This window comes from Methylobacterium sp. J-048, assembly GCF_022829515.1.
Classification (GTDB): Bacteria; Pseudomonadota; Alphaproteobacteria; order Rhizobiales; family Beijerinckiaceae; genus Methylobacterium.
On record NZ_JAKSYL010000084.1, the window covers coordinates 75036 to 98725 of the forward strand.

24 protein-coding genes and 1 tRNA gene are annotated in these 23690 nt (G+C 65.8%); 17 read left to right on the forward strand and 8 right to left on the reverse strand.

Annotation, left to right across the window (positions count from 1 at the left end):
* Position 1 precedes the first annotated feature (1 nt).
* From MKL09_RS05830 to MKL09_RS05840, 3 genes are all read right to left on the reverse strand, one after another.
* Positions 2-445 (reverse strand): hypothetical protein, encoded by a 444-nt coding sequence (locus tag MKL09_RS05830; protein WP_244018818.1) that lies wholly within the window; start codon positions 443-445, stop codon positions 2-4.
* Between the two features lie 103 nt (positions 446-548).
* On the reverse strand, positions 549-1721 hold the full coding sequence (locus MKL09_RS05835) for a Fic family protein (RefSeq protein WP_244018820.1): 1173 nt from the start codon (positions 1719-1721) through the stop codon (positions 549-551).
* 96 nt (positions 1722-1817) lie between these two features.
* Entirely contained in the window at positions 1818-2726 is a 909-nt protein-coding gene (locus MKL09_RS05840; protein WP_244018822.1) for a glycine--tRNA ligase subunit alpha, read from the reverse strand.
* Between the two features lie 147 nt (positions 2727-2873).
* On the opposite strand from MKL09_RS05840, the gene MKL09_RS05845 reads away from it, so the two are divergent.
* Both MKL09_RS05845 and MKL09_RS05850 read left to right on the forward strand, forming a co-directional pair.
* Entirely contained in the window at positions 2874-3332 is a 459-nt protein-coding gene (locus MKL09_RS05845; RefSeq protein ID WP_244018824.1) for a GNAT family N-acetyltransferase, read from the forward strand.
* Positions 3333-3475: 143 nt separating this feature from the next.
* Complete coding sequence (locus MKL09_RS05850; RefSeq protein ID WP_244018826.1) at positions 3476-3751, forward strand: hypothetical protein; 276 nt, start codon at positions 3476-3478, stop codon at positions 3749-3751.
* A 99-nt stretch (positions 3752-3850) separates the two neighbouring features.
* Here MKL09_RS05850 and MKL09_RS05855 read toward each other — a convergent pair whose 3' ends face one another.
* The 3 genes from MKL09_RS05855 to MKL09_RS05865 form a co-directional block, all read right to left on the reverse strand.
* Complete coding sequence (locus tag MKL09_RS05855) at positions 3851-4357, reverse strand: MmcB family DNA repair protein (RefSeq protein WP_279605692.1); 507 nt, start codon at positions 4355-4357, stop codon at positions 3851-3853.
* A gap of 120 nt (positions 4358-4477) precedes the next feature.
* Positions 4478-5263 carry a cobalamin-binding protein gene (locus MKL09_RS05860; protein ID WP_244018828.1) on the reverse strand — a complete coding sequence of 262 codons (786 nt, stop codon included), beginning with the start codon at positions 5261-5263 and terminating at the stop codon, positions 4478-4480.
* Positions 5264-5285: 22 nt separating this feature from the next.
* Complete coding sequence (locus MKL09_RS05865; RefSeq protein ID WP_244018830.1) at positions 5286-5807, reverse strand: DedA family protein; 522 nt, start codon at positions 5805-5807, stop codon at positions 5286-5288.
* A 541-nt stretch (positions 5808-6348) separates the two neighbouring features.
* Between MKL09_RS05865 and MKL09_RS05870 the strand changes: the two genes are divergently transcribed.
* The 3 genes from MKL09_RS05870 to pdxY all read left to right on the forward strand — a co-directional run bounded on the left by MKL09_RS05870 (position 6349) and on the right by pdxY (position 10398).
* Positions 6349-7659, forward strand: coding sequence for a KGGVGR-motif variant AAA ATPase (locus MKL09_RS05870; protein ID WP_244018832.1), 1311 nt, complete (start codon positions 6349-6351; stop codon positions 7657-7659).
* Positions 7656-9116, forward strand: coding sequence for an ATP-binding protein (locus MKL09_RS05875; protein ID WP_244018834.1), 1461 nt, complete (start codon positions 7656-7658; stop codon positions 9114-9116). Before MKL09_RS05870 ends, MKL09_RS05875 begins: the two co-directional genes overlap by 4 nt.
* A 433-nt stretch (positions 9117-9549) precedes the next feature.
* Complete coding sequence (gene pdxY, locus MKL09_RS05880; RefSeq protein ID WP_244018836.1) at positions 9550-10398, forward strand: pyridoxal kinase PdxY; 849 nt, start codon at positions 9550-9552, stop codon at positions 10396-10398.
* A 169-nt stretch (positions 10399-10567) separates the two neighbouring features.
* On the opposite strand, the gene MKL09_RS05885 is transcribed toward pdxY, so the two are convergent.
* On the reverse strand, positions 10568-11047 hold the full coding sequence (locus tag MKL09_RS05885) for an OsmC family protein (RefSeq protein WP_244018838.1): 480 nt from the start codon (positions 11045-11047) through the stop codon (positions 10568-10570).
* Between the two features lie 160 nt (positions 11048-11207).
* On the opposite strand from MKL09_RS05885, the gene MKL09_RS05890 reads away from it, so the two are divergent.
* From MKL09_RS05890 to MKL09_RS05940, 12 genes are all read left to right on the forward strand, one after another.
* Entirely contained in the window at positions 11208-12092 is an 885-nt protein-coding gene (locus MKL09_RS05890) for a PhzF family phenazine biosynthesis protein (RefSeq protein WP_244018839.1), read from the forward strand.
* Positions 12085-12789 carry an NUDIX hydrolase gene (locus MKL09_RS05895; protein ID WP_244018841.1) on the forward strand — a complete coding sequence of 235 codons (705 nt, stop codon included), beginning with the start codon at positions 12085-12087 and terminating at the stop codon, positions 12787-12789. The genes MKL09_RS05890 and MKL09_RS05895 overlap by 8 nt, the downstream gene beginning before the upstream one ends.
* A gap of 373 nt (positions 12790-13162) precedes the next feature.
* Positions 13163-14134, forward strand: coding sequence for an ABC transporter substrate-binding protein (locus MKL09_RS05900; protein ID WP_244018843.1), 972 nt, complete (start codon positions 13163-13165; stop codon positions 14132-14134).
* Positions 14135-14394: 260 nt separating this feature from the next.
* A complete protein-coding gene (locus tag MKL09_RS05905; protein WP_244018845.1) occupies positions 14395-14634 on the forward strand; it encodes a DUF4926 domain-containing protein in 240 nt (79 codons plus the stop codon).
* Between the two features lie 32 nt (positions 14635-14666).
* On the forward strand, positions 14667-14978 hold the full coding sequence (locus MKL09_RS05910; protein ID WP_244018847.1) for a DUF6883 domain-containing protein: 312 nt from the start codon (positions 14667-14669) through the stop codon (positions 14976-14978).
* Between the two features lie 257 nt (positions 14979-15235).
* Positions 15236-17503 (forward strand): glycogen debranching protein GlgX, encoded by a 2268-nt coding sequence (glgX, locus tag MKL09_RS05915; protein WP_244018848.1) that lies wholly within the window; start codon positions 15236-15238, stop codon positions 17501-17503.
* A gap of 137 nt (positions 17504-17640) precedes the next feature.
* Positions 17641-17730 (forward strand) — tRNA-Ser (locus tag MKL09_RS05920).
* 142 nt (positions 17731-17872) lie between these two features.
* Positions 17873-19054 carry a tyrosine-type recombinase/integrase gene (locus MKL09_RS05925; protein ID WP_244018869.1) on the forward strand — a complete coding sequence of 394 codons (1182 nt, stop codon included), beginning with the start codon at positions 17873-17875 and terminating at the stop codon, positions 19052-19054.
* A gap of 8 nt (positions 19055-19062) precedes the next feature.
* On the forward strand, positions 19063-19671 hold the full coding sequence (locus tag MKL09_RS05930; protein ID WP_244018850.1) for a hypothetical protein: 609 nt from the start codon (positions 19063-19065) through the stop codon (positions 19669-19671).
* Between the two features lie 94 nt (positions 19672-19765).
* Positions 19766-19993, forward strand: coding sequence for a helix-turn-helix domain-containing protein (locus tag MKL09_RS05935; RefSeq protein WP_244018852.1), 228 nt, complete (start codon positions 19766-19768; stop codon positions 19991-19993).
* Positions 19994-20191: 198 nt separating this feature from the next.
* Positions 20192-20437, forward strand: a complete 246-nt coding sequence (locus MKL09_RS32300; protein WP_409566901.1) for a transcriptional coactivator p15/PC4 family protein — start codon at positions 20192-20194, stop codon at positions 20435-20437.
* Between the two features lie 245 nt (positions 20438-20682).
* The gene (locus MKL09_RS05940) at positions 20683-23139 is read left to right on the forward strand and encodes a DUF927 domain-containing protein (protein ID WP_409566903.1); all 2457 of its coding nucleotides are present in this window, start codon (positions 20683-20685) and stop codon (positions 23137-23139) included.
* A 256-nt stretch (positions 23140-23395) separates the two neighbouring features.
* Here the strand turns inward: MKL09_RS05940 and MKL09_RS05945 are convergent.
* The coding region (locus tag MKL09_RS05945; protein WP_244018855.1) for a hypothetical protein at positions 23396-23690 on the reverse strand (295 nt) is incomplete at its 5' end.

Consider the following 23690-nt stretch of genomic DNA (forward strand, 5'->3'; position numbering starts at 1 on the left):
TTTATTGCGCCTCGCCCTTCAGGATGGTGGAGAGCTGCCACTTGCGATCGCCGATCGCGTGAGCATCCGACACCCGCCAGGCGCCATCCTCGCGCACGAGGTCGTAGACGATGGATTTCGAGCCGTCGCCGCCCTTGCGCTCCACCGTGACCTTCGCTTGGTCCTTGCCCTCGGTAGCCTCCTTGAAGGTCAGGGCCTTCACGGTGTCGGGCTTCAGCGGCTCGCCGTTGAGGCGGTAGTCGAAATCGAGGCTGCCGGTGGCGCCGTTGGCCTGCTTGGCGTCGGCGTCGAACAGGCCCTGGAGGCGCTTGGTGTAGACGGTGGAGTGATTCGGGTGCGGCTCGGCGTAGAGCTTCTTGACCACAGCCTCCGGACCGGGATCGGCCGCGAGCGCCGGGCCGAGGCCGAACGCGAGGACGCCGAGGGCGAGGAGGGTCTGTTTCATCATTAAGATTCCCGCGTCTGCGGACGCGCCGGAGCGCGCCGGTTGGCGGGGGTTGCAACGCGCGAGGGCTCAAGGGGCTCCGTTGGGACGGCGGCCGGATCCGTCAGCGGTCACGATCGGGCGGCCGCTCGATGAGGTCACGGATCCCGCGGGCGATGAAGTATTTCGGGTTTGCGGTGCCGCTCATCTCGTCGAGGATGCCGGCGCGGACCAGCGCCTCTACATTAAGTTGTGCCGACCGGTATTGGACCTGAAGGTACTCGGCGACCTGCGGGATCGTCACCACCTGACGTTGGAACAGCAGGTCAAGGACGGCGACGAGGTTGGCGGACCGCCCCACCGCGCGGATGCGCGCCCGGTAGTCGGTCTGAAGCGCGAGCAGCGCGTCCGCCGTGGCGATCGTGGCCTCACAGGCCTCCGCGACGACATCGAGGAAGAACGCGACCCAGGCGTGCCAAGCTCCGGCGCGCGATACGTCGTACATGCGGTCGATGTACTCGTCCTTGCGGCGCTCGAAGACCGGGCTGAGATACAGGACCGGCTGCCGGATAACTTGTCGCATGAACAGGTGCAGGGTTATGAGCATGCGCCCGACCCGCCCGTTTCCATCCGAGAACGGATGGATCGCTTCGAACTGGTAGTGGATCAGGGCGGCATCCACGATATCGGGAATCAGGCCGCGCTCTTCCCGCTGGATATAGAGCTCCAGCGCCTCCAGGGTGCCCTGTGCCTCCATCGGCGGCGGCGGGACGAAGCGGGCGTCCGCGATCTCGTAGGCGCCGATGAAATTCTGGCTCCGTTTCAGCTCACCGGGCGCGGCCCGCGAACCGCGATGGCGAGCGACGCCGCTTAAGAGATCACGATGAGCGTTGCGTAAGGTGCGCAAGCACAGCGGCACCTCGTCCAGGCTCCGGATCGCCTCGGAGAGCGCCCGACGGTAGTTGCCGACCTCGCGCGTGTCACCGATGCCGCCGCGCTCCTCTGCGCCGGCTTCTAACAGGAGCAGGTCGTCAAGGGTCGTGAACGTGCCCTCCATGCTTGATGAAGTCAGCGCCTCGCGCACCTGCAGGGGGCGGATCAGAAGATACGGGTCCGGCAAGGTCCGGCTGATGCCGTTCAACTCGCCCAGTAGCTGCGAGACACGCGCGACCATGGCGGCGAGCCGGGCGAGATCGAGATCCGGCGGCGGCAACGGATCGGGCACGAAGGCCCATTGGCCTTGGACCGTCGGAACCAGACGGCCGCTCGATGATTCGAGGAAATCGGTGCGTTTCATGAAGTGCAATCCGCCTCCACCGGATTATCACAACAGGCGTGTTTGTGATAATCCGGTGGAGGCGGATTGTCGGTTCTGACAATCGGTTTCCGGCTGCTACGCCCCGCCGGCCGCCGTCCTGAGCCACGCCGCGCCGCAGGCCTTGGCGAGTTCCCGCACCCGCAGGATGTAGCTCTGACGCTCGGTGACCGAGATCACCCCGCGGGCGTCGAGCAGGTTGAAGACGTGGCTCGCCTTGATGCACTGGTCGTAGGCCGGCTGCGCCATGCGGTGCCGCTCGGTCTCAGCTGTGGGCGCACCCGCGTCGAGATAGGACCGGCAGGCGGATTCCGCGTCGGTGAACTGGCGGAACAGCATCGCCGTGTCGGCCGCCTCGAAATTGTGCCGGGAATATTCCTGCTCCGCCTGCAGGAACACGTCGCCGTAGGTGATCCGGTCGGGCCCCTCGGCGCCGTTGAAGTCGAGGTCGTAGACGTTCTCGACCCCCTGGACGTACATGGCGAGCCGCTCGAGACCGTAGGTCAGCTCGCCGGCCACCGGGGCGCATTCGAAGCCCGCCACCTGCTGGAAGTAGGTGAACTGGCTGACCTCCATCCCGTCGCACCAGCACTCCCAGCCGAGGCCCCAGGCGCCGAGCGTCGGGCTCTCCCAATCGTCCTCGACGAAGCGGATGTCGTGGAGCTTCAGGTCGACCCCGATGGCGTCCAGCGAGGCGAGGTAGAGCTCCTGCAGGTTGGGCGGGTTCGGCTTCAGGATCACCTGGAACTGGTAATAGTGCTGGAGTCGGTTGGGGTTCTCGCCGTAGCGGCCGTCCTTGGGCCGGCGCGACGGCTGGACATAGGCCGCCTTCCAGGGCTTGGGGCCCAGCGCCCGCAGCGTCGTCGCCGGATGAAACGTGCCGGCGCCGACCTCCATGTCGTAGGGCTGGAGGATCACGCAGCCCTGCGCCGCCCAGAACTCCTGCAGCGTCAGGATCAGCCCCTGGAACGATTTCTTTTGGGACATAGGCGGCGAAGGCTCGGCGATGCGGGTCGGGGTGTCGGCGGGCCGGTTTAGGTGCGGGCGGCGGGGGGTGCAAGACGAGGGCTTCCCTTGCGCCCGGGTGGCGGACGATGGTCAGCTTCCCCCGACGCAGCACGGGAGAGGCGGATCGTGACCACCAGTTCGGACAGAATCGAAATCCGCCCGATCGGTGCGGGGGACCGGGCGGCGTGGCTGCCGCTGTGGCGGGGCTACCAGGCGTTCTACAAGGTCGACCTCTCCGAGGCGGTCACGGAGAGCACCTGGGGCCGCCTCAACGATCCTACCGAGCCCGTCGACGGCGCCCTGGCCTGGCAAGACGGAGCGGCGGTGGGGCTCGTCCACCACATCCGCCACCGCTCGGCCTGGACGATCGGCGATTACTGCTACCTCCAGGATCTGTTCGTGGCGGATGCTGCCCGCGGCGCGGGAATCGGGCGCCGGCTGATCACGCATGTCTACGAGGCCGCGAAGGCCGCCGGGTGTTCGCGCGTCCACTGGCTGACCCACGAGACCAATACCGACGCGATGCTGCTCTACGACCGCATCGCGGAGCGGTCGGGCTTCGTCCAATACCGGAAAAGCCTCTGACATCATCGCCGGGTGTGCGGGCAAGCACGCAAGCCCGACTGTTTTCGGGGCATAGCGGGAACCGTCAAGTTCGCGGCCAAGTTATCGCCGCAAACAGGGGATTTCGGCAGCGTCAGCGCGCCGAACACGACGGACCACCGATCATGCAACAGGCTCGCACGCGTCACGATTTCGGCCGCAAGAACCTCGCCGTCCTGGCCGCCATCGCCGTCTCGGCCATGGCCGCAACCCCGTTCGTGATGAGCGCCAGCCACGCTCTCGCGACCCCGGAGGAGCCGACCATCACGGCGACCCTGCGGGTCGAGCCGGTGGAGGTCTCCCCCGTGGCGGCCCCCAAGGAAGCGGCCCCCTGCCTGCGCAAGGTGCGGGTCGTCTACAGCGGCTACGGCACCCCGTCGGACACCTGCGCCACCCGCTGAGGGCGCGGTCGTCCGGACAGAGTCGGGGGTTCACCCTGCAAGTCTCGGGGGCTCCACCCCCGAACCCCGCCGAAGGGCCCGGCCTTCGGGAACCCCGTTTTACAGCGCCCCTTCCCGCACCGCGCCCGGATCGGCCAGCGCGTGCAGGATGCGGGCGGCGCTGTGGGCGAAGCGGAGGGTGACGGCCTTGCGGCGGGGGCCGCTGAGCGCATGCTCGGGGGCTTCCCGCAGGATGCCGGCGCCGTAGCCGTCGGCGACGATCAGGCCGCATGCCTCCGGGATCAGGGATTCGGGCACGTCCTCGGGGATCGCGAAGAAGAACCGGTCGCAGAAGTCCTTGTAATCCGGCCACTTTCTGTCGGCGCGGAAATCCGCGACGCTCGACTTGATCTCCACGATGGTGAGCCGGCCGGCGCCGCACAGGGCGATCACGTCGGCCCGGCGGCCGTTGACCAGCGAGAATTCCGGCAGGGTGACGCAGCCCATCTCGGAGAACAGGCGGCGCACGCCGCGCTGGATCCGCAGGGCGGTGGGCGATTGCCGCCCGTCGGGGGGCAGGATCATGGCGCCCGCCTGGAGCGCGGGGAGGCCGAGGGATGCGGACATGCGGTTGCGGGATGCGCCTGTGTCGAATCGGGACATCCTGCCGAATCGCGGCCGATCCGTCACCTGCGGCGCGGCATCGCCCCCGGTCCGCGGCACAGAAATCCGTTTCCCACCAAACCCTTAACCCAAAAAACTCTGGATCGCGGCAAAGCCGTCGGTGAGCGCGGCGGGCCCCGGCTGAAGGATCAGCGGCGCCTTGATCTCGTGGATCCGGCCGTCGCGCACCGCCGGGATCGCGTCCCAGCCGGGGCGGGACCGGATGCGGTCGATGTTGACCTTCTTGCCGCACCAGGAGGCCAGGATCACGTCGGGGGCGGCGGCGATCACCTGGTCGGCGGTGACGATCCGGTCCTTGGCGGCCGGCTGCCGGCTGAGCTCCGGAAACACGTCCCGGCCCCCGGCATAGCCGATCAGGTCGGAAACCCAGCCGATTCCGGAGATCATCGGCGCGTCCCACTCTTCGAAATACACGCGCGGGCTGGGCGAACCCTGCGCGCCGCCCGCAGCCGCCGCGGCGTCCCTCAGCGTTCCCGCGAAGCTGTCGGCCAGCGCCGCGGCCCGCTCCGGAACCCCGACCAGCGCCCCCAGGGTGCGGATCATCGCCAGGCAGCCCGCCACATCCCTCTGGTTGAACAGGTGGACGGCGATACCCGCGCGCGCCAGGTCGGCGACGATCCCGGCCTGGAGGTCGGAAAACGCCAGGACGAGGTCCGGCGCCAGCGCCAGGATTTTTGGGATGTCGGCGCTGGTGAAGGCCGAGACCCGGGGCTTCTCCCGGCGGACCCGGGGCGGCCGCACCGCGTAGCCCGAGACGCCGACGATCCGGTCCTCCTCACCCAGCAGGTACAGGGTCTCGACGGTCTCCTCGGTGAGGCAGACGATGCGCTCCGGGGGGAAGCAACGCATCAGCGGGCGCGCCCGAAAACCATTATTGATCGAGCCAGGCGAGCAGCCCGGCCCCGGGGGCGAGCAGCACGAAGGCCCAGACCAGCGCCGAGGCGCCATTGGCCAGCTGGAACGGCAGCCGCGCCAGCCCGAGGGTGCCGGCCAAGAGCGGCACCAGAGCCCGGGCCGGCCCGAAGAAGCGCCCCAAAGCCACCGCGGCGATGCCCCAGCGGCCGATGAAGGTTTCCGCCTTGGCAACGAGATCGGGATAGCGCCGCAGCGGCCACTTGGTGCGGGCGCCCGGCCCGACCCAGCGCCCGACCTCGTAGGAGAGCCAATCCCCCAGGGCGGCGCCGAGCGCCGCCGCGCCGATCACCGGCCAGAGCGGGATGTCGGCCCCCCCGACCAGGGCGCCGATGCCGATCAGGATCACGGTGGCCGGCACGAACAGCGACAGGATCGCGATCGACTCGCAGAAGGCGAGCCCCCCGGCGATCAGCGGGGTCCAGACCTTGTGCGCCTCGACGAAGGCGAGGGTCGAGCTGCGCAGGGCTTCGATGTCCATCGGTCTCGGGGGGCGGCGGGGCGACCCGACCCATCTGAGGCGGGGGCGGGCGGGGGACAAGGGTTTGCGCCCTCGCCCGAGCCTCGTGAATTCCGTCGCTACTCCCGCCTTGACCTTCGCCATTCGCCCGAGGAGAAAGCCGAGGTGGAGATCTGTGCGTGCCCGAATTCTTTGACCAATCCGCCTTAAGGCATTTCGAAGACGCCGAGACGCTGACGAGCAGCGGCCGGTTCGACGGAGCAGGTCACCTATTGGGCTTCGCTGTCGAATGCGCGATCAAACACGCGGTAATGTCGCTGCGACCATCAACGGATGCTCCCCACGTCCATCTGCCGCAGCTCGTAGAGAAGGCAAAGAAAACAATCCAAGGCCGCCGGAAGCATTCTATCCACAAATTGTTAGAACGTCCTGACTTTATGTCTGGATGGGAGGTGGGCCACCGCTATTCAGCAGACGGCACTGTCAATGAGGTGCAATTGCGCGCATGGCGAGATGACGCCAGTCGGACGATTAGCGCAGCGGGCCTTCGGAGGACGAGCCGATGACCAAAGAATTGCGATACGACGATGCGCTGCCTCATTTTGCGGCCTTGGTTCAAAAGGCGATGGGGTCTGAAGCCCTCGCTCGAAACTGCTTTCTGCGCGATGCCAGTGGCCGCCTAACATTCGTAGCACTTGAACAAATCGATGCAGCGACGCTTACTGCCCTTGAACAGGACGCGAGGGCGCTTGCGCCATATGTAGAGCCCAACGGAGGGGCCATCTCCAGTCCGGACGATCTTTTTGACCCAAGCCTTGCTGATCCGAATACGGGCCTTCCCGAATGGATCGACAACGAAGTTTTCCGAGGCTTTGTCCGCCTCGTAGAGCGGCGCATAGTAGGTCAGGATTGGCTACAACCGCCCCGCGATCCCATCGAGGGCGTTCCGCCGATAACGGTGTTCGCAAGTCACAAGGGCGGCGTTGGCCGCTCGACCGCCCTTGCGGTTGCCTCGGCCGCCCTGTCTGATCAGGGGTTTAACATACTGGTGATCGACTTGGACCTCGAAGCCCCAGGGCTTGGAGAGATGCTACTAGACAATCCTCCGCGATTTGGAACTCTCGATTTCTTCGTGGAAGATGGGTTAGCGGATTTAGATGACGATTTCATTGAACAGATGGTCGCGGCCAGCCCGCTCTCTAAGAACGGCCTAGTTCATGTCGCACCAGCGGTAGGATCACTTGGAAACAAATATCCCGAAAATATTCTCGGAAAGATCGCGAGAGCGTATCTAGAGAAGACTGCCGCCGATGGCTCGACGATAACGTTCCTGGACCGCACAAGAGAGTTGGTTCGGCGTCTTTCTCAGCAGACCCGGTACGACGCGATCTTTGTGGATGCTCGTGCAGGGCTAAACGAAGCCACCGCAGCGGCGGTTCTCGGCCTGGGCGCCGATGTGCTTTTATTCGGCGTAGATACTCCGCAAACTTTTGCAGGCTACCGCTACTTCCTCTCGCATCTGCAACGCTTTAGACCGTCCGCATCGGGAGAGACTGACTGGCGATACCGACTTCGGATGGTGCACGCGAAAGCCTCTGCGGACGCCAAGAAGCAAGCTGATTTCCGAACTGAGACGTTCGAGGTATTTTCCGATACCCTTTACGATATCGAGGATGGGATAGAAGAAGAAGCCTTCAACTTCGATTACGACGACCCTCCGGCCCCTCACTATGCATGGCCGATTTTGAACGACATCAACTATGCGGAATTCGATCCGCTTTCATATCGAGATCAGTTCGCATCGCATATGTTTGATCGAACGTTCGGCAGTTTCATAGCGGCGCTGCGTGATAATTTGAGGTTGAAGCGATGAGAAATCCCAGCGCTACGCGGCACGCTATTTCAACTCTACGCGACACACTTGCAAGCCTGCCGCCGGGCTCCGCGCATCAAGCATCTATTCCACCCGATCCGGCTGCAATCTTTGCACCTCAACTCCATGCTTCTGCCTTGGATCCTCAACGCGTGCTTGTTATTGGCAACCGAGGAGTTGGCAAGAGTTTCTGGTCAGCAGTTCTGACACACAAGCAAACTAGAGATGCTGTGGCGCAGTATTATCCAAGGCTTGCCTTGCAGGATATTGAGGGCGTCTTAGGGTTTCACGAGGATGCAGGAAAAGACGAGGGGCCATCACCTTCTCCAGCTGTCCTCAAAAAACTTCTTAAAGCGGGAAACGATCCGCAGGACATTTGGCGTGCGGTGCTGCTCAAGGCCCTAAGCAGCATCATGCCTATCGATCTTCCGCCCTCACTGTCCGAGGTTATTCAGTGGTGTGCCGCTGACATCGATCGCATGGAACGCACGCTGCGTCAGGCCAACCGTCACTTCCAGCAGCAGAATAAAAGTTTTCTGCTCGTGTTCGATGCTCTTGATCGCCTGGGAGAAGATTGGGCTACCATTTCCCGGCTGACAGAGGGGATGCTGCGGCTTGCGCTCGACATGCGTGGTTATCGCTCGATGAGGGCTAAAATCTTCATCCGCACCGATCAAGCAAATGACGACACTCTTTTTAGGTTCGCAGACGCTTCTAAAATTCGAGCCGATGCTGTAAAGCTGTTCTGGAATCGAAGCGAGCTGTTCGGATTACTGCATAACTTCATCTTATCTCAGCCCGTCTCGAGAGACGCTTTCTTGGTTTTAAATAGAACATCTAGTGTGGACGATTTTGTAGAACAAATCCAGAATAACGATTTGCTTCAGGAGCAGGTGTTTTATCGCATCGCTGGGGAGTACATGGGCGCAGGCGCAAAACGCGGCAGAACTTATACTTGGATATACGATCATTTGGCAGACGCATTTGGCGAGACTAGCCCACGCAGTTTTCTGACGGCGATACAAAAAGCAGCTGTTTTCAGGCCGCCTCCGACTGACACAGTGATTGATCACAACGGTATTCGAGCAGGCGTCCAAGATGCCTCAGAAGTTCGCGTGCGGCAGCTAAAGGAAGATTACGATTGGATCGATGAAGTATTGAACGCACTAGCTGGTTTAGAAGTACCTTGCGAGCCCCAAGTGTTTATGGCTCGGTGGCACGAGAGAGGGACAGTTTCAAAAATACGGGCGGCATCTGAAAACTCCTCTCGGTTGCTGCCTTTGGAGCTTGAGAAAGCTCGCTCCGACCCAGAAGAGACGTTGCTTCAGGCCCTGAACAACATCGGCGTGGTTGAATACCGTAGTGAGACGAGGATCAACATGCCGGATATTTTCCGGGTAGAAGCGAGAATCAAACGGCGCGGTGGTGTGCGTCCTCCGAATACCAGGCGCAGTTGAGAACGTCGCGCTTGAGCCTATTATCCTGCTGTTACTGCCAAAACAAAACCATCCATACGGCATAGCCTGGCGTCCCGCGTCTCAAACGGGCTTGTCGCACTCCCATCGCGGGGCAGCAGTTCGACGTTTCATTGGACAAGGTTGCGAAAGCCAAACGCGCGGCGAAGGCAACTGCGAGCAAAGACACCCTAAAGTTTTGCGCTGCGGGCTCGAACGGGTAATTGAATTTCTTAAATCACTCAGGATCGCAGTGAGTGCGATGGGCGGCATCCGCTTTTTTCAACTGTCACTCGGAATCGGGCCGTCGCCAATCCACCCTTGCAGACCGTCCTTTTAGGCGCCAACCGTCTAACCTGCGCCCCCCCGCGCTTGCGCCCGCGCCCCGGATCGCCGACAGCTTCGGCTCTCCCCACGGAACCGGGAATCACCCGCGTTGAACGTCCTGTCGATCCAGTCCCACGTCGCCTACGGCCATGTCGGCAACGCGTCGGCGGTGTTCCCGATGCAGCGGCTCGGGGTCGAGGTCTGGCCGGTCCACACGGTGCAGTTCTCCAACCACACCGGCTACGGGGCGTGGCGCGGCCCGGTCTTCGAGGCGGGGATGATCCGCGACGTGGTCCGGGGCCTCGGCGAGCGCGGGGTGCTGGGCACCTGCGACGCGGTGCTCTCGGGCTATATGGGCTCGGCCGAGATCGGGGCTGCGATCCTGGAGGCGGTGGCCTCCGTGCGGGCGGCCAACCCCCGGGCGCTCTATGGCTGCGATCCGGTGATCGGCGACGTCGCCGGGGGCGTCTACGTGCGGCCGGGGATCGAGGCGTTCCTGCGCGAGCGCGCCGTGCCGGTGGCCGACATCCTCACCCCCAACCAGTTCGAGCTCGGCCTGCTCACCGGCCTGCCGAGCCGCACCCTGGCCGAGGCCGGGGCGGCGATCGCGGCGCTCCAGGCAAGGGGCCCCCGGGTGGTGCTGGTCACCTCGGCGCTCTGCGCGGACACGCCGGCCGACAGCCTCGACCTGCTGGCCGGGGCGGAGGGCCGGCTGTTCCGGGTCCGCACCCCGCGGCTCGCCATCGCGGTGAACGGCGCGGGTGACTGCATCGCGGCCCTGTTCCTGGTCCACTACGCCCGCACCGGCTCGGCCGCCGCGGCCTTGGGCGCCGCCGCCGCCTCGGTCTACGGCCTCCTGAAGCGCACCGCCGAAGCCGGCTCCCGGGAGATCCTCACCGTGGCCGCGCAGGAGGAGTACGTGACCCCGAGCGAGACGTTTGCGGTGGAGGCGGTGTGAGGGGCAGACTCCCTCTCCCGTGCGGGAGAGGGTTGGGGTGAGGGGTCAGGTTTCTCCGGAGAGGTCGCATCCCTCACCCTGTCCCTCTCCCGCACGGGAGGGGGGCCCGCGCCACATCCGGGGATGTGTGAACCCGCTCGCCCGCCCGGGACGCGGACGTCGCTTCCCCTCAATCCCCCGCCCGCACGATCGTCGGCTCGTGCGTCACCGCAAAATTCACCGAGCGGGCGATGAAGCACAGCGCGTGCGCCCGGTGGTGCAGCGCCAGGGCCTCTGCGGCGTCCGACTCCGCGGTGATCGTCACCCGGGGGCGCAGGGTGACGGCGGTGAACTGGCCGGCGCCGTCGGGCTCCTCGGTCATGCGGCCCTCGGCCGTGTCCGTGTAGGCCGTCACCACAATTCCCGCCTGGGCGCAGAGGCCGAGATACCAGAGCTTGTGGCAGGACGAGAGCGCGGCGACCAGCAGGTCCTCCGGGTTCCAGCGGGCCGGGTCGCCCTGGAAGGCCGGGTCCGACGAGCCCGGGATCACCGGCTTGCCCGGGGCCACGGCCTCGAAGGCGCGGTCGTAGCCGCGATAGGTCCGGGTGCCGGCCCCGGTGTTCCCGGTCCAGGTCACCATGACCACGTAGGTGTGCTCTTTGTCCGGCATGGCTCCCTCCCGGCTGTGCGGCCTGGGAAGCCGGACTGCACTCGGCTACGCTCGCTTGCCGCGCCGCCCGACCCGAGTCGATCAGGTGGCCGCGCAGCGTAGCAAAGCGGGCGCCTCGGCCGCCAGACGGCCGGGCGCGCGCGACTTGAGGACCGACACGATGGCGCGCCGCTTCGTCACCCTCGACGTGTTCACCGACCAAAAGCTCGCCGGCAATCCGCTGGCCGTGGTGCTCGACGCCGAGGGGCTCGACACGGGCGCGATGCAGGCGATCGCCGGGGAGTTCAACCTGTCCGAGACGGTGTTCGTGCTGCCGCCGAGCGATGCCCGCCACCGGGCGCGGCTGCGGATCTTCACGCCGCGGCACGAGCTGCCGTTCGCCGGCCACCCGACCGTGGGGAGCGCCGTGCTGCTGGCGCTGGAAGGGCCGTCGCAGGGGGATGCCCGGGCCTTCGGGTTGGAGGAGCCGATCGGGATCGTGCCCTGCGTGGTCGAGACCTTTTCTGACGGCAGCGGCGGGCGGGCGCGGTTCAAGCTGCCGGCCCTGCCCGAATATCTCGGCCCCGGGCCGGATCCGGGGGTGCTGGCGCCGCTCCTCGGGCTCACGCCCGGCGACATCGGCACCGGCCGGCACGTCCCGAGCCGCCACGGGGTCGGGCCGAGCTTTACCTGCGTGCCCATCGCCACGGTGGCGGCGCTGGACGCCGCCACGCCCGCCCAGGGCCCCGAGGCCGCGGACGGGCTCTACCTCTACGCCCCCGACCCGGAGGGCACCGGCCGGAGCTGGCGGGTGCGGATGTTCGCGCCGCATCTCGGCGTCGCGGAGGACCCGGCCACCGGCTCGGCGGCGGCCGCCTTCGCGGGGGTGCTGATGCAGTTCGAGACGCTGGGGGAGGGCACCCACGACGTGGCGATCCGCCAGGGCGAGGCCATGGGCCGGCCGAGCGACATCGCGCTCCAGCTCACGGTCGAATCCGGCGCCCTGCGTTCCGTGGAGATCGGCGGCTCGGCCGTGATCGTGTCGGACGGGCGCTTGCATGTCTGACGGCTTCCGGATCACCCGGCTGTCCGGCGTCATGGCCCGGCTCGTCGCCTACGACTGGCCGTTTCCCCGGGACAACGCCACGGCGATCGCCGCGCATTGGCAGGCGCGGCTGAGCCTGAGCCCCGGCCTGTTCGACGGCACCGTGCTGCTCGGCTGCGCCTGCGCGGTCGAGGCCGGGATCGCCCGGGTCGACCTGTTCGCCGCGCGCTATTCCAGCTTCATCGCCTACCGGGACCGGGGGCGGGCGGAGGGCGGCGTGGTCAACGCCTTCGCGGCGATCGTGCCCTGGAGCCAGGACGGCGCCGTGCTGCTCGGCGCGATGGGCGCCCACACCGCCAATGCCGGCCAGCTCTACTTCCCCTGCGGCACCCCGGACCTCGACGACGTGCGCGGCGACCACGTCGACCTCGCCGGCAGCGCCGCCCGGGAACTCGCCGAGGAGACCGGCCTGACCCTGCCGGAAGGAGCCGCGACGGAGTGGGTGATGCTCGAAGGGCAGGGCCAGCTCGCCTTCCTGCGGCCGGTGCGGTTTCCGGAACCCGCCGACGCGCTGTGCGCCCGCATCGAGGCCCATCGCCGCCGGGAGGCCGAGCCGGAACTCGCCGGGATCCATCTGGCGCGGGCGGCGGACGACCCCGAGGCGTCCCGGATGCCGGGCTTCGTGCGGGCGTATCTGGCGGAGGTTTTCGGGGGTTAGGGTGCCGAAGGCCGGCGGCAGCGAGGCTCTCGGGACGGTCCCAGGGCAAGGGTCTCTCTCACCCACCACCCTCATCCTGAGGTGCGTCCGCGCAGCGGAGGCCTCGAAGGAGCCCTCCAGCCGGCCGCGCGATCCCTGGAGGGCTCCTTCGAGGCTCGCTGCCCTCGCACCTCAGGATGAGGGGGTTGGGCGGGACGGGCGCCCTGCCGCGACGATGCCGATCTTCTCGCAGGGGCGGATCACGCAAAACACCATCACCCGATCCGCCTGCAATACAGATCACCGTTTCCTTGTACACGGCGGGTGCTCCCATAAACTTCGCCGCTCCGCTCGATCGCTCGCGCCTCGTGAGCCGAGCAACGAAACAGGCCATATGCGAATCCTCCCCGACGCCTCCTGCCTCACCCGCCGGCGCGCGGCCGCCTGGCTCGCCGCCGCCCTCGTGCTGGCGGCCGTCCCGTCCCGCGCGGCCGAGCCGATCGTGCTGCGGGTCGGCGACCAGAAGGGCGGCAACCGATCGCTGCTGGAGATCTCCGGCTACGGACAGGACCTGCCCTACACCATCGCCTGGGCGGAATTCCCCGCCGCCGCGCCGATCCTGGAGGCGCTCAATGCCGGCGCCCTCGATGTCGGCTATACCGGCGACCTGTCGCTGCTCACCGCCTACGCGGCCGGCGCCCCGATCAAGGCGATCGGCGGCACGAAGTCGGACCCGCGGAGCCAGGCGATCCTGGTGCGCCAGGATTCGCCGATCCGGTCGGCCGCCGACCTCAAGGGCAAGCGCCTGGCCGGCACCCGCGGCGGCTGGGGCCAGTTTTTGATCGACGCGACCTTGGAGACAGCGGGGATCAAGTTGGACGACGCCACCTTCGCGCCGCTCAACCCGGTAGACGCCAAGGTCGCCCTGGTCGCCGGCTCGGTCGATGCCTGGGCGGTGTGGGAGCCCTACGTCTCGTTCGCGGCCCTGAAGGACAAGGCCCGGGTGATCGCCGACGGCGAGGGGCTGACGCCGACCATCACGTTCATCGTCGCCTCGGAGAGCGCCATCGCCACCAAGCGGGCGGCCGTGCAGGACCTGCTGGAGCGCCTGAACAAGGCCCGGCTGTGGTCGCTCGACCATCTCGACACCTACGCCAAGAGCACCGCCGCGCTGACCCGCCTGCCCGAGGACGTGCTGCGCGCGGCCTATTCGGCGCAGCGGACCAGCCCGATCGGGATCGATGACGGCGTGGTCGCGGAGGTCCAGGAGGCCTCGGACCGCGCGACCCGCTACGGCATCCTGTCGAAGAGGCTCGACGTCGGCCAGGTTGTCGACCGGAGCTTCACGGCGGCGGGATCGAACTGAGGGGCCCCGCCTGCTCGCGTCGGGCCCGGTCCAGCGGCTTCCCGCGTCGGACTCGGCAAAACGGCCTCAGAACAAGGCCTCGGCCCCATCCGCGGCAACCGGATCCTCCACCATGTCCCTGTCCGAACGCGCCCGCGGAGCCTCCCCTCCGCTTGCCCGTCACCGCATCGGATCCCGGAGGCTCTCCCCGGCGGCAAACCTTCATCGGATTCCGGATCGCGAGGGTTGCGTCCAATCCGGCTTCACGGCAGGTTCGGCACATGTCCTTCGAGACGATGCACACCCTGCGCAAGGTACCGGAAGCCAAGCCGCTCTTCCCTGAGCTGAGCGTGGTCGCGACCCTGCACGAGGTGGTGACGGACGAGGGTCTCCCGGTGCCTGCCGGTTCGCGCGGGACCATCGTGGAGGTCTATGCCGGCGGCGAGGCCTACGAGGTTGAGTTCGCGAGCCCGGTTGTCGGCAACGCGACGATCTTGGCCGAAGCGCTTGCGGCTGCCTGACCCGGATGTCACGTCCCGGTGCACGGGTACCGGTGCCGCGCATCCCGGACGTCAAGATCCGCGGCTATCTCCTCGACACGGGTCATGTCGAAGGTGGGCCGAAAGCTGAGTTTTTTCTCGCCCGCGGCTTTACCCGGGAGGACCCCCGGCCATTCATTGCCGCGCTCCTCGATCACGGACGCAGCGATTATTTTTCCCGTGTCGCAGCGAATAAGTTTGTGACCAAGCACATATACGAAGGTAAGATGGAGATGCCCGACGGATCGAGTCATCAAGTCAGATCCGTCTGGAGGCTGATCGACGACGGTGCCTTCATGGCTCTCGTGACCGCATATCCGATCTGATACCGGACCTCACATCCGTCCAGGGCGAACCGCTCGAAAGCAGGCCGGCGCGACATGTGAGCCGTTGCGCCTGAAGCCGCCGCCCGCCCGCGCCCGCTGCGATGAAAGCGACATCGCCTATCGAAGCCGCATCGAGTCCTCAGGACGACACCGGCAGCGATTTTTGCGGCACCGCGGGAGCTTCGCAGTTGTCGGCACGTTCACTGGACGCTCCCCGCAGCGGCACGTGGCCGTGCGGGTCGCGTCCCGGAGTGTCCATGTCTGATTCCCGACGTCTCGCATCGCAGACCCGCGCGACCCGCACGCGCATCCAGGAAGGCCAGCCCTATCCCCTCGGCGCCACCTGGGACGGGCTGGGCGTCAACTTCGCCCTGTTCTCGGCCCATGCCACCAAGGTCGAGCTCTGCCTGTTCGACGACCAGGGCGAGCGCGAGATCGAGCGGATCGAGCTCCCCGAATACACCGACGAGATCTGGCACGGCTACCTGCCGGATGCCCGCCCGGGCACGATCTACGGCTACCGGGTCCACGGCCCCTACGAGCCCAAGGCCGGCCACCGGTTCAACCACAACAAGCTGCTGATCGACCCCTACGCCAAGGGTCTCGTCGGCTCGATCACCTGGAACCCGGCCCTGTTCGGCTACCAGATGGAATCGGGCGACGACCTGACCTTCGACGAGCGCGACAGCGCGCCGTTCAACCGCCGCTCGCGGGTGATCGACCCGGCCTTCACCTGGGGCCGGCACCGCAAGCCCAACGTGCCGTGGGAGAAGACGATCTTCTACGAGGCCCACGTGAAGGGCATGACCAAGCTCGATCCGCGGGTGCCGGAGAAGCTGCGCGGCACCTATGCCGGGCTCGGCACCCCGGACGTGCTCGACTACATCAAGAGCCTCGGCGTCACCTCGGTGGAGCTGCTGCCGGTCCATTCCTTCGTGCAGGACGATTACCTGCAGCAGAAGAACCTGGTGAATTACTGGGGCTACAACACGATCTCGTTCTTCACCCCCGCAAGGCGCTACGCGGCGGTGCCGGACTTCGCCTTCTCCGAGTTCAAGGAGATGGTCTCGCGCTTCCACGGCGCCGGCCTCGAGGTGATCCTCGACGTGGTCTACAACCACACCGCCGAGGGCAACGAGAAGGGCCCGACCCTGTCGTTCAAAGGCGTCGACAACGCCTCCTACTACCGGTTGATGCCGGGCGAGCCGCGCTACTACATCAACGACACCGGCACCGGGAACACCTTCAACCTGTCGCATCCGCGGGTGCTGCAGCTCGTGACCGATAGCCTGCGCTACTGGGCGACCGAGATGCGGGTCGACGGCTTCCGGTTCGACCTCGCCACCATCCTCGGCCGCGAGCCCTACGGCTTCGACGAGGGCGGCGGCTTCCTCGACACCTGCCGGCAGGACCCGGTGCTCAACGGTGTCAAGCTGATCGCCGAGCCGTGGGATTGCGGCCCCGGCGGCTATCAGGTCGGCGGCTTCCCGCCCGGCTGGGCCGAGTGGAACGACCGGTTCCGCGACGACGTGCGCGCCTATTGGCGGGGCGATCCCGGCCTGCTGCCGGACCTCGCCGCCCGGGTCTCGGGCTCGGCCGACAAGTTCGACAAGCGCGGCCGCAAGCCCTGGGCCTCGGTGAACTTCCTCACCGCCCATGACGGCTTCACCCTGCACGACTCGGTGGCGTACAACGAGAAGCACAACGACGCGAACGGCGAGGGCAACCGCGACGGCCACTCGCACAACCTCTCGTACAATTACGGCGTCGAGGGCCCGACCGAGGACCCGGAGATCAAGGCGGTGCGCCTGCGCCAGATGCGCAACATGCTGGCGACGCTGTTCCTGTCCCGCGGCACCCCGATGCTGCTGGCCGGCGACGAGTTCGCCCGCACCCAGAACGGCAACAACAACGCCTATTGCCAGGACAACGAAGTCTCCTGGCTCGACTGGGGGGCGATCGGCGACGAGCAGCGGGATCTGGCCGAGTTCACCCAGCGTCTAGTCATCCTGCGCAACGCCCTGCCGATCCTCAGCCGCGGACGCTTCCTCACCGGCCGCTACGACGAGGAATTCGGCGTCAAGGACGTGACGTGGCTGCGCCCGGACGGGGGCGAGATGGCCAGCGAGAACTGGTCGGAGGGGGAGGCGAAGGCCTTCGCGGTCCAGCTCGACGGCCGCGCCCAGGCCACCGGCCTGCACCGCCGCGGCGGCGACGCCACGCTGCTGATCATGTTCAACGCCCACCACGACCTGGTGACGTTCACCCTGCCCGAATCGGTGGGGGGGGCGGCCTGGACCCGGCTGCTCGACACCAACCTGCCCGACAGCCAGGACGTGGAGAGCTTTTCGTTCGGCACCGGTTACGCCGTGACCGGGCGCTCGCTGCTGATGTTCGTGCTGAAGCCCGAGGACACCCCGGGCGACGACGCCACCGAGATGGAGCGCTCCTACCAGCACGTGATGCAGGCTTTTGAGCGCGCCAACGTCGAGAGCGTGCACTTCCACCTCGACCCGGAGGCGTAAATCCGACGGGCGGGACGGTTTTCGTCCCGCCCGGGCACCATTGCCTTGCGCCCGGCGGCGCACCCGGCTAACAGCACCCCACCGCGCGGCCCTGGTCGCGCCCGGCGCTCTTGCGCCCGGGCGCCCTGTCCGCGGCCGGAGGGGTGGCCGAGTGGTTGAAGGCGCACGCCTGGAAAGTGTGTATACGGGAAACCGTATCGCGGGTTCGAATCCCGCTCCCTCCGCCAGATACCTGTTCGCCACCGTTCGCAGCAGCACTCTAAACCACTCAAATCGCTAGGTAATCCTAAGCTTGCCGTTCGCGGCAGGCCGCTGGCGTTCGCCCAAATTCGCGTTTACGATGTGGATAGCGTCGTGGGTGCGAATAGCATGCAGGGTAAGCTGACCGCGCTAGGTGTGACCCGTCTGAAGACCCCGGGCATGTACGGGGACGGCGGCGGCCTCTGGCTGCAGGTGTCCGGTAGGGGCGGGAAGAGCTGGGTCTTCCGCTACACCTTGAAGGGAAAGTCCCGGGAGATGGGGCTCGGCCCGGTGAGCACCTTCTCGCTGGCCGAGGCGCGAGACAAAGCGCTGACCTGCCGAAAGCTCTGCTACGAGGGCATCGACCCGATCGAGACGCGGCGCGAGCAGCGACAGGACGCCGCTGTAGAGGCAGCGAAGGCGATCACCTTCCGCACCTGCGCCGCCGGCTACATCGACGCTCACAAGGCCGGTTGGCGCAACGACAAGCACGCGGCGCAGTGGACCGCGACCCTGGAGACCTACGTCTACCCGGTGTTTGGCGACCTGCCGGTGCAGGCGGTCGATACCGGCCTGGTGATGCAGGCGCTGGGTCCGATCTGGGCGACAAAGCCCGAGACGGCGACCCGGGTGAGGGGACGGATCGAATCGATCCTGGATTGGGCGACGACCAACAGCTACCGGCGCGGCGAGAACCCAGCGCGCTGGAAAGGCCACCTCGCCAACCTGCTGCCGAAGCGGTCCAAGGTCCGGAAAGTCGAGCACCATGCCGCCCTGCCGTTCAAGCAGGTGCCAGTGTTCATGGCACTGGTCGCCGCTCAGCCTGGCACGGCGGCAAAGCTGATGGCCTTCACGATCCTGACGGCGGCCCGGACGGGCGAGGCGCTGGGCGCCCGGTGGTCCGAGATCGACATAGAGTCCGGCATCTGGACCGTGCCAGGCGAGCGGATGAAGGCCGGAGCCGAGCACAGGGTGCCGTTGTCGGCGGCGGCCCTGGCCATCCTCGGGGAGATGCAGGGTCTCGACGACACGTTCGTGTTCCCCGGTGGCCGGCGCGGCAAGCCGCTGTCCAACATGGCCATGCTGGTGTTGCTCCGGCGGATGGAGCGCACCGACCTGACGGTTCACGGCTTCCGCAGCTCGTTCCGAGACTGGGCCAGCGAGACCACGCACTTCCCGTCCGAGGTGGTTGAGATGGCGCTTGCGCACGCCATCGAGAGCAAGGTCGAAGCGGCGTATCGGCGTGGCGATCTGTTCGAGAAGCGGCGCGAGTTAATGGCCGCTTGGGCGGCAATGTGTTCTAGCCAATAGACCTTCACATGCCTTCGGACGCAGAACTCAAGCTAAGACTAGAGGCCACATTCCGGCAGTTGGTGCCACGCGCGGACGCCCCATCCGAGCACATCGAAATGACTATAAACAGCACCGTTGGCTTGCTTTGGAGATTAAGGGGCGCATCTTCGTCGAAGACGCCAGCACTATATATTAATGCAGATTTTGTAGCCGCAGAAAAAGAACGAATAAAAATTGCTAAGCTATCAAAAGATCTTGTGGCGGCACTGAGCAACATGCATGCTCCGACGTTTCAGTTATTTGCTGACAATGGCCTTATGAAAAATCATATCGAATCGACGATCAACGACCTTAATTTGTTAAAAGATAATTCGAGCAAATTGAAAATAAAAAAATCGATCACTGGCGCCACAAAAGGAAGGCCCAGGAACAATAAAAATCATATGATCAGAGCAATATTAGGAAAAACATTCCATGACGTAACCGGAAGGACTCCAAATAGAGGCAGTCCATTTAAAGAAATCTGCTATGCGGTAGCTGATATTCTAGAGCTGGACGTCGAGCCCGGCGGTTTCGCTAGACAGGCCTATAATGACTACCGGAATAAGCACAGAACACCCACCAAAATGGAATAAACGGCCACATCTTAGTTCTTTTTGTTCCAATCGCAGGACGCCATTGTTCCCTCGTGGCCGCTACAGCATTGGCGGCCTATAAAGGACAGCAGCCATGAACTTTCACAAGGTTCAGGCGCCGCAGGGAGACCTGCGCGCGTCAACGGGGAAGCTTTTGCATCGTGTGCCCGATGCCTGCAACATGCTCGCGATTGGAAAGACGTTGCTCTATCGCTTGATCGCGGACGGCAAGTTAACTGCCGTAAAGGTCGGCGACGGCACGCGTATCACCGACGAAAGCATTCGAGCATTTGCAGCGTCTCTGGTGCAGGAGGCCGCGTAGCCGCATGGTCTATCAAAATGAAGGCCGCGCGGCGGTGGCACGCCGGCGGCCCTCGGGATGTCTTTCTCGGCAGAATGACAATCATGAGGTAGCACTTAGCCCACTCGAAATCCAGACCGCTCGCCTCCGCGCCCGGTACGATTTCAGCCCCGCCCTTGCTGCGGTGGTCGCAGCCCATGCCTACGGCGTGGCGGATCGATGGGGGCGCCAGTGACCGCCTCCACCCTCATCGCGACTGTGGTGAAGAACAACGTGGAGGAGGTCAGGATCAGCCTGGCCACCTTCAATGGGTTCGACCTCGTCGACATCCGGACCTTCGCCCGGCTGATCGGTACCGACGGCGAGCCGATGCCAACCAAGCGCGGCGTGTGCCTCAGCCGCAATCGTCTCCCCGAACTCATCCAAGCTCTCATTCAGGCACAGGAGGGCGGCGCATCATGCTGAGCCTCGACAGTATCGCTCGCGCCCTCGGTGGCGAGGTTCGCGGGAATAAGGTTCGGGCGCCGGGACCGGGTCACTCGTCCGCCGATCGGTCTCTCACGGTTTGGCTCACCGACGATGGCTCCGACATCACGGTCGACAGCTTTGCCGATGACGGCAAACTCCTGTGCAAGGACTACGCGCGCTCAAAGATCGGCTTGCCGCCTTGGGAGCCGAAAAGCGCCAACGACGACTCCAGCATCAACCGCATGTCGGCGCGTGCGCACAAGCAGGATCCTGGCGGCACCGCGAAGTCCGCCCCGGCGAGCGAGTCTGCCTCGGAATCTATCGTCCTGCCGATCCCAGCCGGAAAGCTCCCGGGCCACTTCCGCTCACCGAAGCTCGGCGAGGCGGTGGCTGTCTATACCTACCGTGACGCCGAGGGCTGCGATCTCGGCTACATCGCACGCTTCGAGACCGCCGACGGCAAGCTGTTCCTGCCTACGACCCTGTGGCAGACGCCGAACGGGCTCTCTTGGCTCAACAAGTCCTGGCCGAAACCGCGACCGCTCTATGGCCTCGACCACCTCGCTGCACAGCCAAGGGCCTCCGTCATCGTCGCCGAGGGCGAGAAGGCTGCGGACGCTGCGCAGAAGGTGTTCCCGAACAGCGTCGCAGTGACCAGTCCTGGGGGAGCCAAGGCGGCGAAGTCCGCGGACTGGACGCCGCTCGCCGGCCGGCAGGTGATGATCTGGCCGGACAACGATGCGCCCGGCTTCGGCTATGCTCTCGATGTCGAGCGAGAACTGGCGGCGGTTGGCGCGGGCATCGTCACGACGGTAGATGCCATGCGGGTTGCTGCCTCGTTACCCTCGGGCGAGGCCCGGACACCGCCCGAAGGTTGGGACGCCGCCGCCGGCCTCGATGATGACGGCTGGCAGCCCGACGCTCTCCGCGCATTAGTCCTGCAGCATGTCGAGCGGGCCGAACCCACACCAAGTTACGTCTCCTTCGATCGATTCCGCATGAATAGCGATGGCCTGACGGCGGAGGTAACCAAGGGCCGAGGCGAGAGCGCGAGCGTCGAGAATTTGTGGATCTCGGCTCCGTTCGAGGTGATCGGCCGCGCCCGTGATCCCTACGGGCTCGGCTGGGCTCGTTGGCTTCGCTGGCGTGATCCGGACGGCAGGCGTCACGAGCATGCTGTGGCCGACGCGGCCCTTCACGGCGACATGGGCGCTCTCGCAGCCGACCTCGCCGCCCGCGGCCTGGTGGTCTCCCGTGCCGGCCGAGGGCCGCTTCTCGATTATCTCAACCAGGTTTCGGTGGAGGCACGCGTCACCACTGTGAACCGTACCGGTTGGCACATCATCGGCGAGCAGAGAGTGTTCGTGCTGCCCGATGCGGTGATCGGCCAGCCCGAGACTGAGACGGTGATCCTGACAGGCGCAACAGCCGCACCTTATTCGCGGAAGGGGACGCTTCAGGAATGGCGCGACAGCATCGGCCGGTTGACGGCCGGGCATAGCCGCCTCGTCCTCGCAGTATCGACCGCCTTCGCTGGTTCACTCGTCGATCTCGTCGGAGGCGAGGGTGGCGGGGTGAACCTCTACGGCCAGTCCAGTCGCGGGAAGACGACGGCGCTGAAGTCGGCGGCGAGCGTTTGGGGTCGTGGCGCCTCGGATCCGGGATTCGTCCGGTCCTGGCGGGCGACTGCCAACGCGCAGGAAGCGACCGCCGCTATAGTGACCGACACCCTGCTATGCCTCGACGAGATCGGCGTAGCCGAGGGGCGGGATGCGGCAGCGGCCGTCTACCAGTTGGCCTCCGGCGTTGGGAAAGGTCGCTCCGCCCGGGACGGTTCGATCCGGGCGCCAATGACGTGGCGGGTGCTGACGCTCTCGACCGGCGAGTTGCCGATGGCGGCCAAGATCGCCGAGGACAAGCAGCGCAAGGCCTACGCGGGTCAGGCGGTGCGCCTGCTCGATGTGCCCGCGGATGCCGGCCGCGGCTTCGGTCTGTTCGACAACGCCGGTCCTGACGGGGATCCCGCCCGCCTCGCCGAAGCACTGCAGAAGGCTGCGCTGTCCGCCTACGGCGAGGCCGGACCCGCGTTCGTCCGCGCCATGATGGACATGGGCCAGGAGGAAGCCCGGGCCCTGGTCGTCGATCTCGTGGAAAACTTCGTCGCGGAGCACGCACCGGCTGACTCGGACGGGCAGATCCGGCGTGCCGCCGCGCGGCTCGGTATGATCGCCGCCGCGGGTGAGCTGGCCCGGACCTTCAACATCGTGCCGTGGCAGGAAGGTGAGGCCGAGGCCGCTGCTGCGCGGGCCCTATCGGACTGGATCGGGTCGCGCGGCGGCACCGAGCCTGCCGAGGTCCGGGAGGCCATCGCTCAGGTCCGCCGGTTCTTCGAGGCGCACGGCGAGAGCCGTTTCGAGTCGGTGGACGACACCGACGCTCGTCCGGTGCCGAACCGCGCGGGCTGGCGCCGTGGCCACGGCGATGGCCGTGTTTGGCTCGTCTTGCCTGAGATGTGGAAGTCAGAAGTTTGCACGGGCCTCGACCCAGTAGCCACCGCTAAGATCCTGGCCGAGCGCGGGATGATGAAGCGTGATCCGAACGGCCGGTTGCAGCGGTCCGAACGTACCCCAGGCGGGGCGACTCTACGGGTCTACGTGATGACCTCAATGGTGTTCGACGGAGGCTCCGATGCGCCCTGATCTTCGCTTTCGCCTCCGCGAAATCACCAAGTCCCTCTCTACCGCCGAAAAACGCGTGACACGTGTGACACGTGTGACAGACCCCACTGGCCACACGCTGTCACACGTTGCCGTCACACGTTCTGCGCCTGAAAAACATCAACAAAATCAATCTGTCACACGCGTCACACGTGTCACACGTGCTGAAACGGCAGGTCGAGATTTTCGTCACACGTCACCGGGTGTGACGGAGGTGGTGACAGACCGTGTGACAGCCTCAGGCAATGATCAGGCGGATTGGTTCGCGCACTTCGAAGAGGGTGCTGCGATCCGGGAATACGAGGGCGGTTTCGACCGCGCCGAGGCCGAGCGACTGGCGTTGGCCGAGACGATTGCCGTGCTCGGGCCGCAGCCTGGCACTGTTCACTGAGATTACGGTGACGGTGCTTGTCACCGTCGTTCTGGCCGCCGAGCCGTGCGGATTTCCGGCATCACTCTGAACAAGGAATCGGACATGACCAACGTCACCAAGCTGCCGACTGCCATGGACCGGGCTGAGGCTTTGAAGGCCA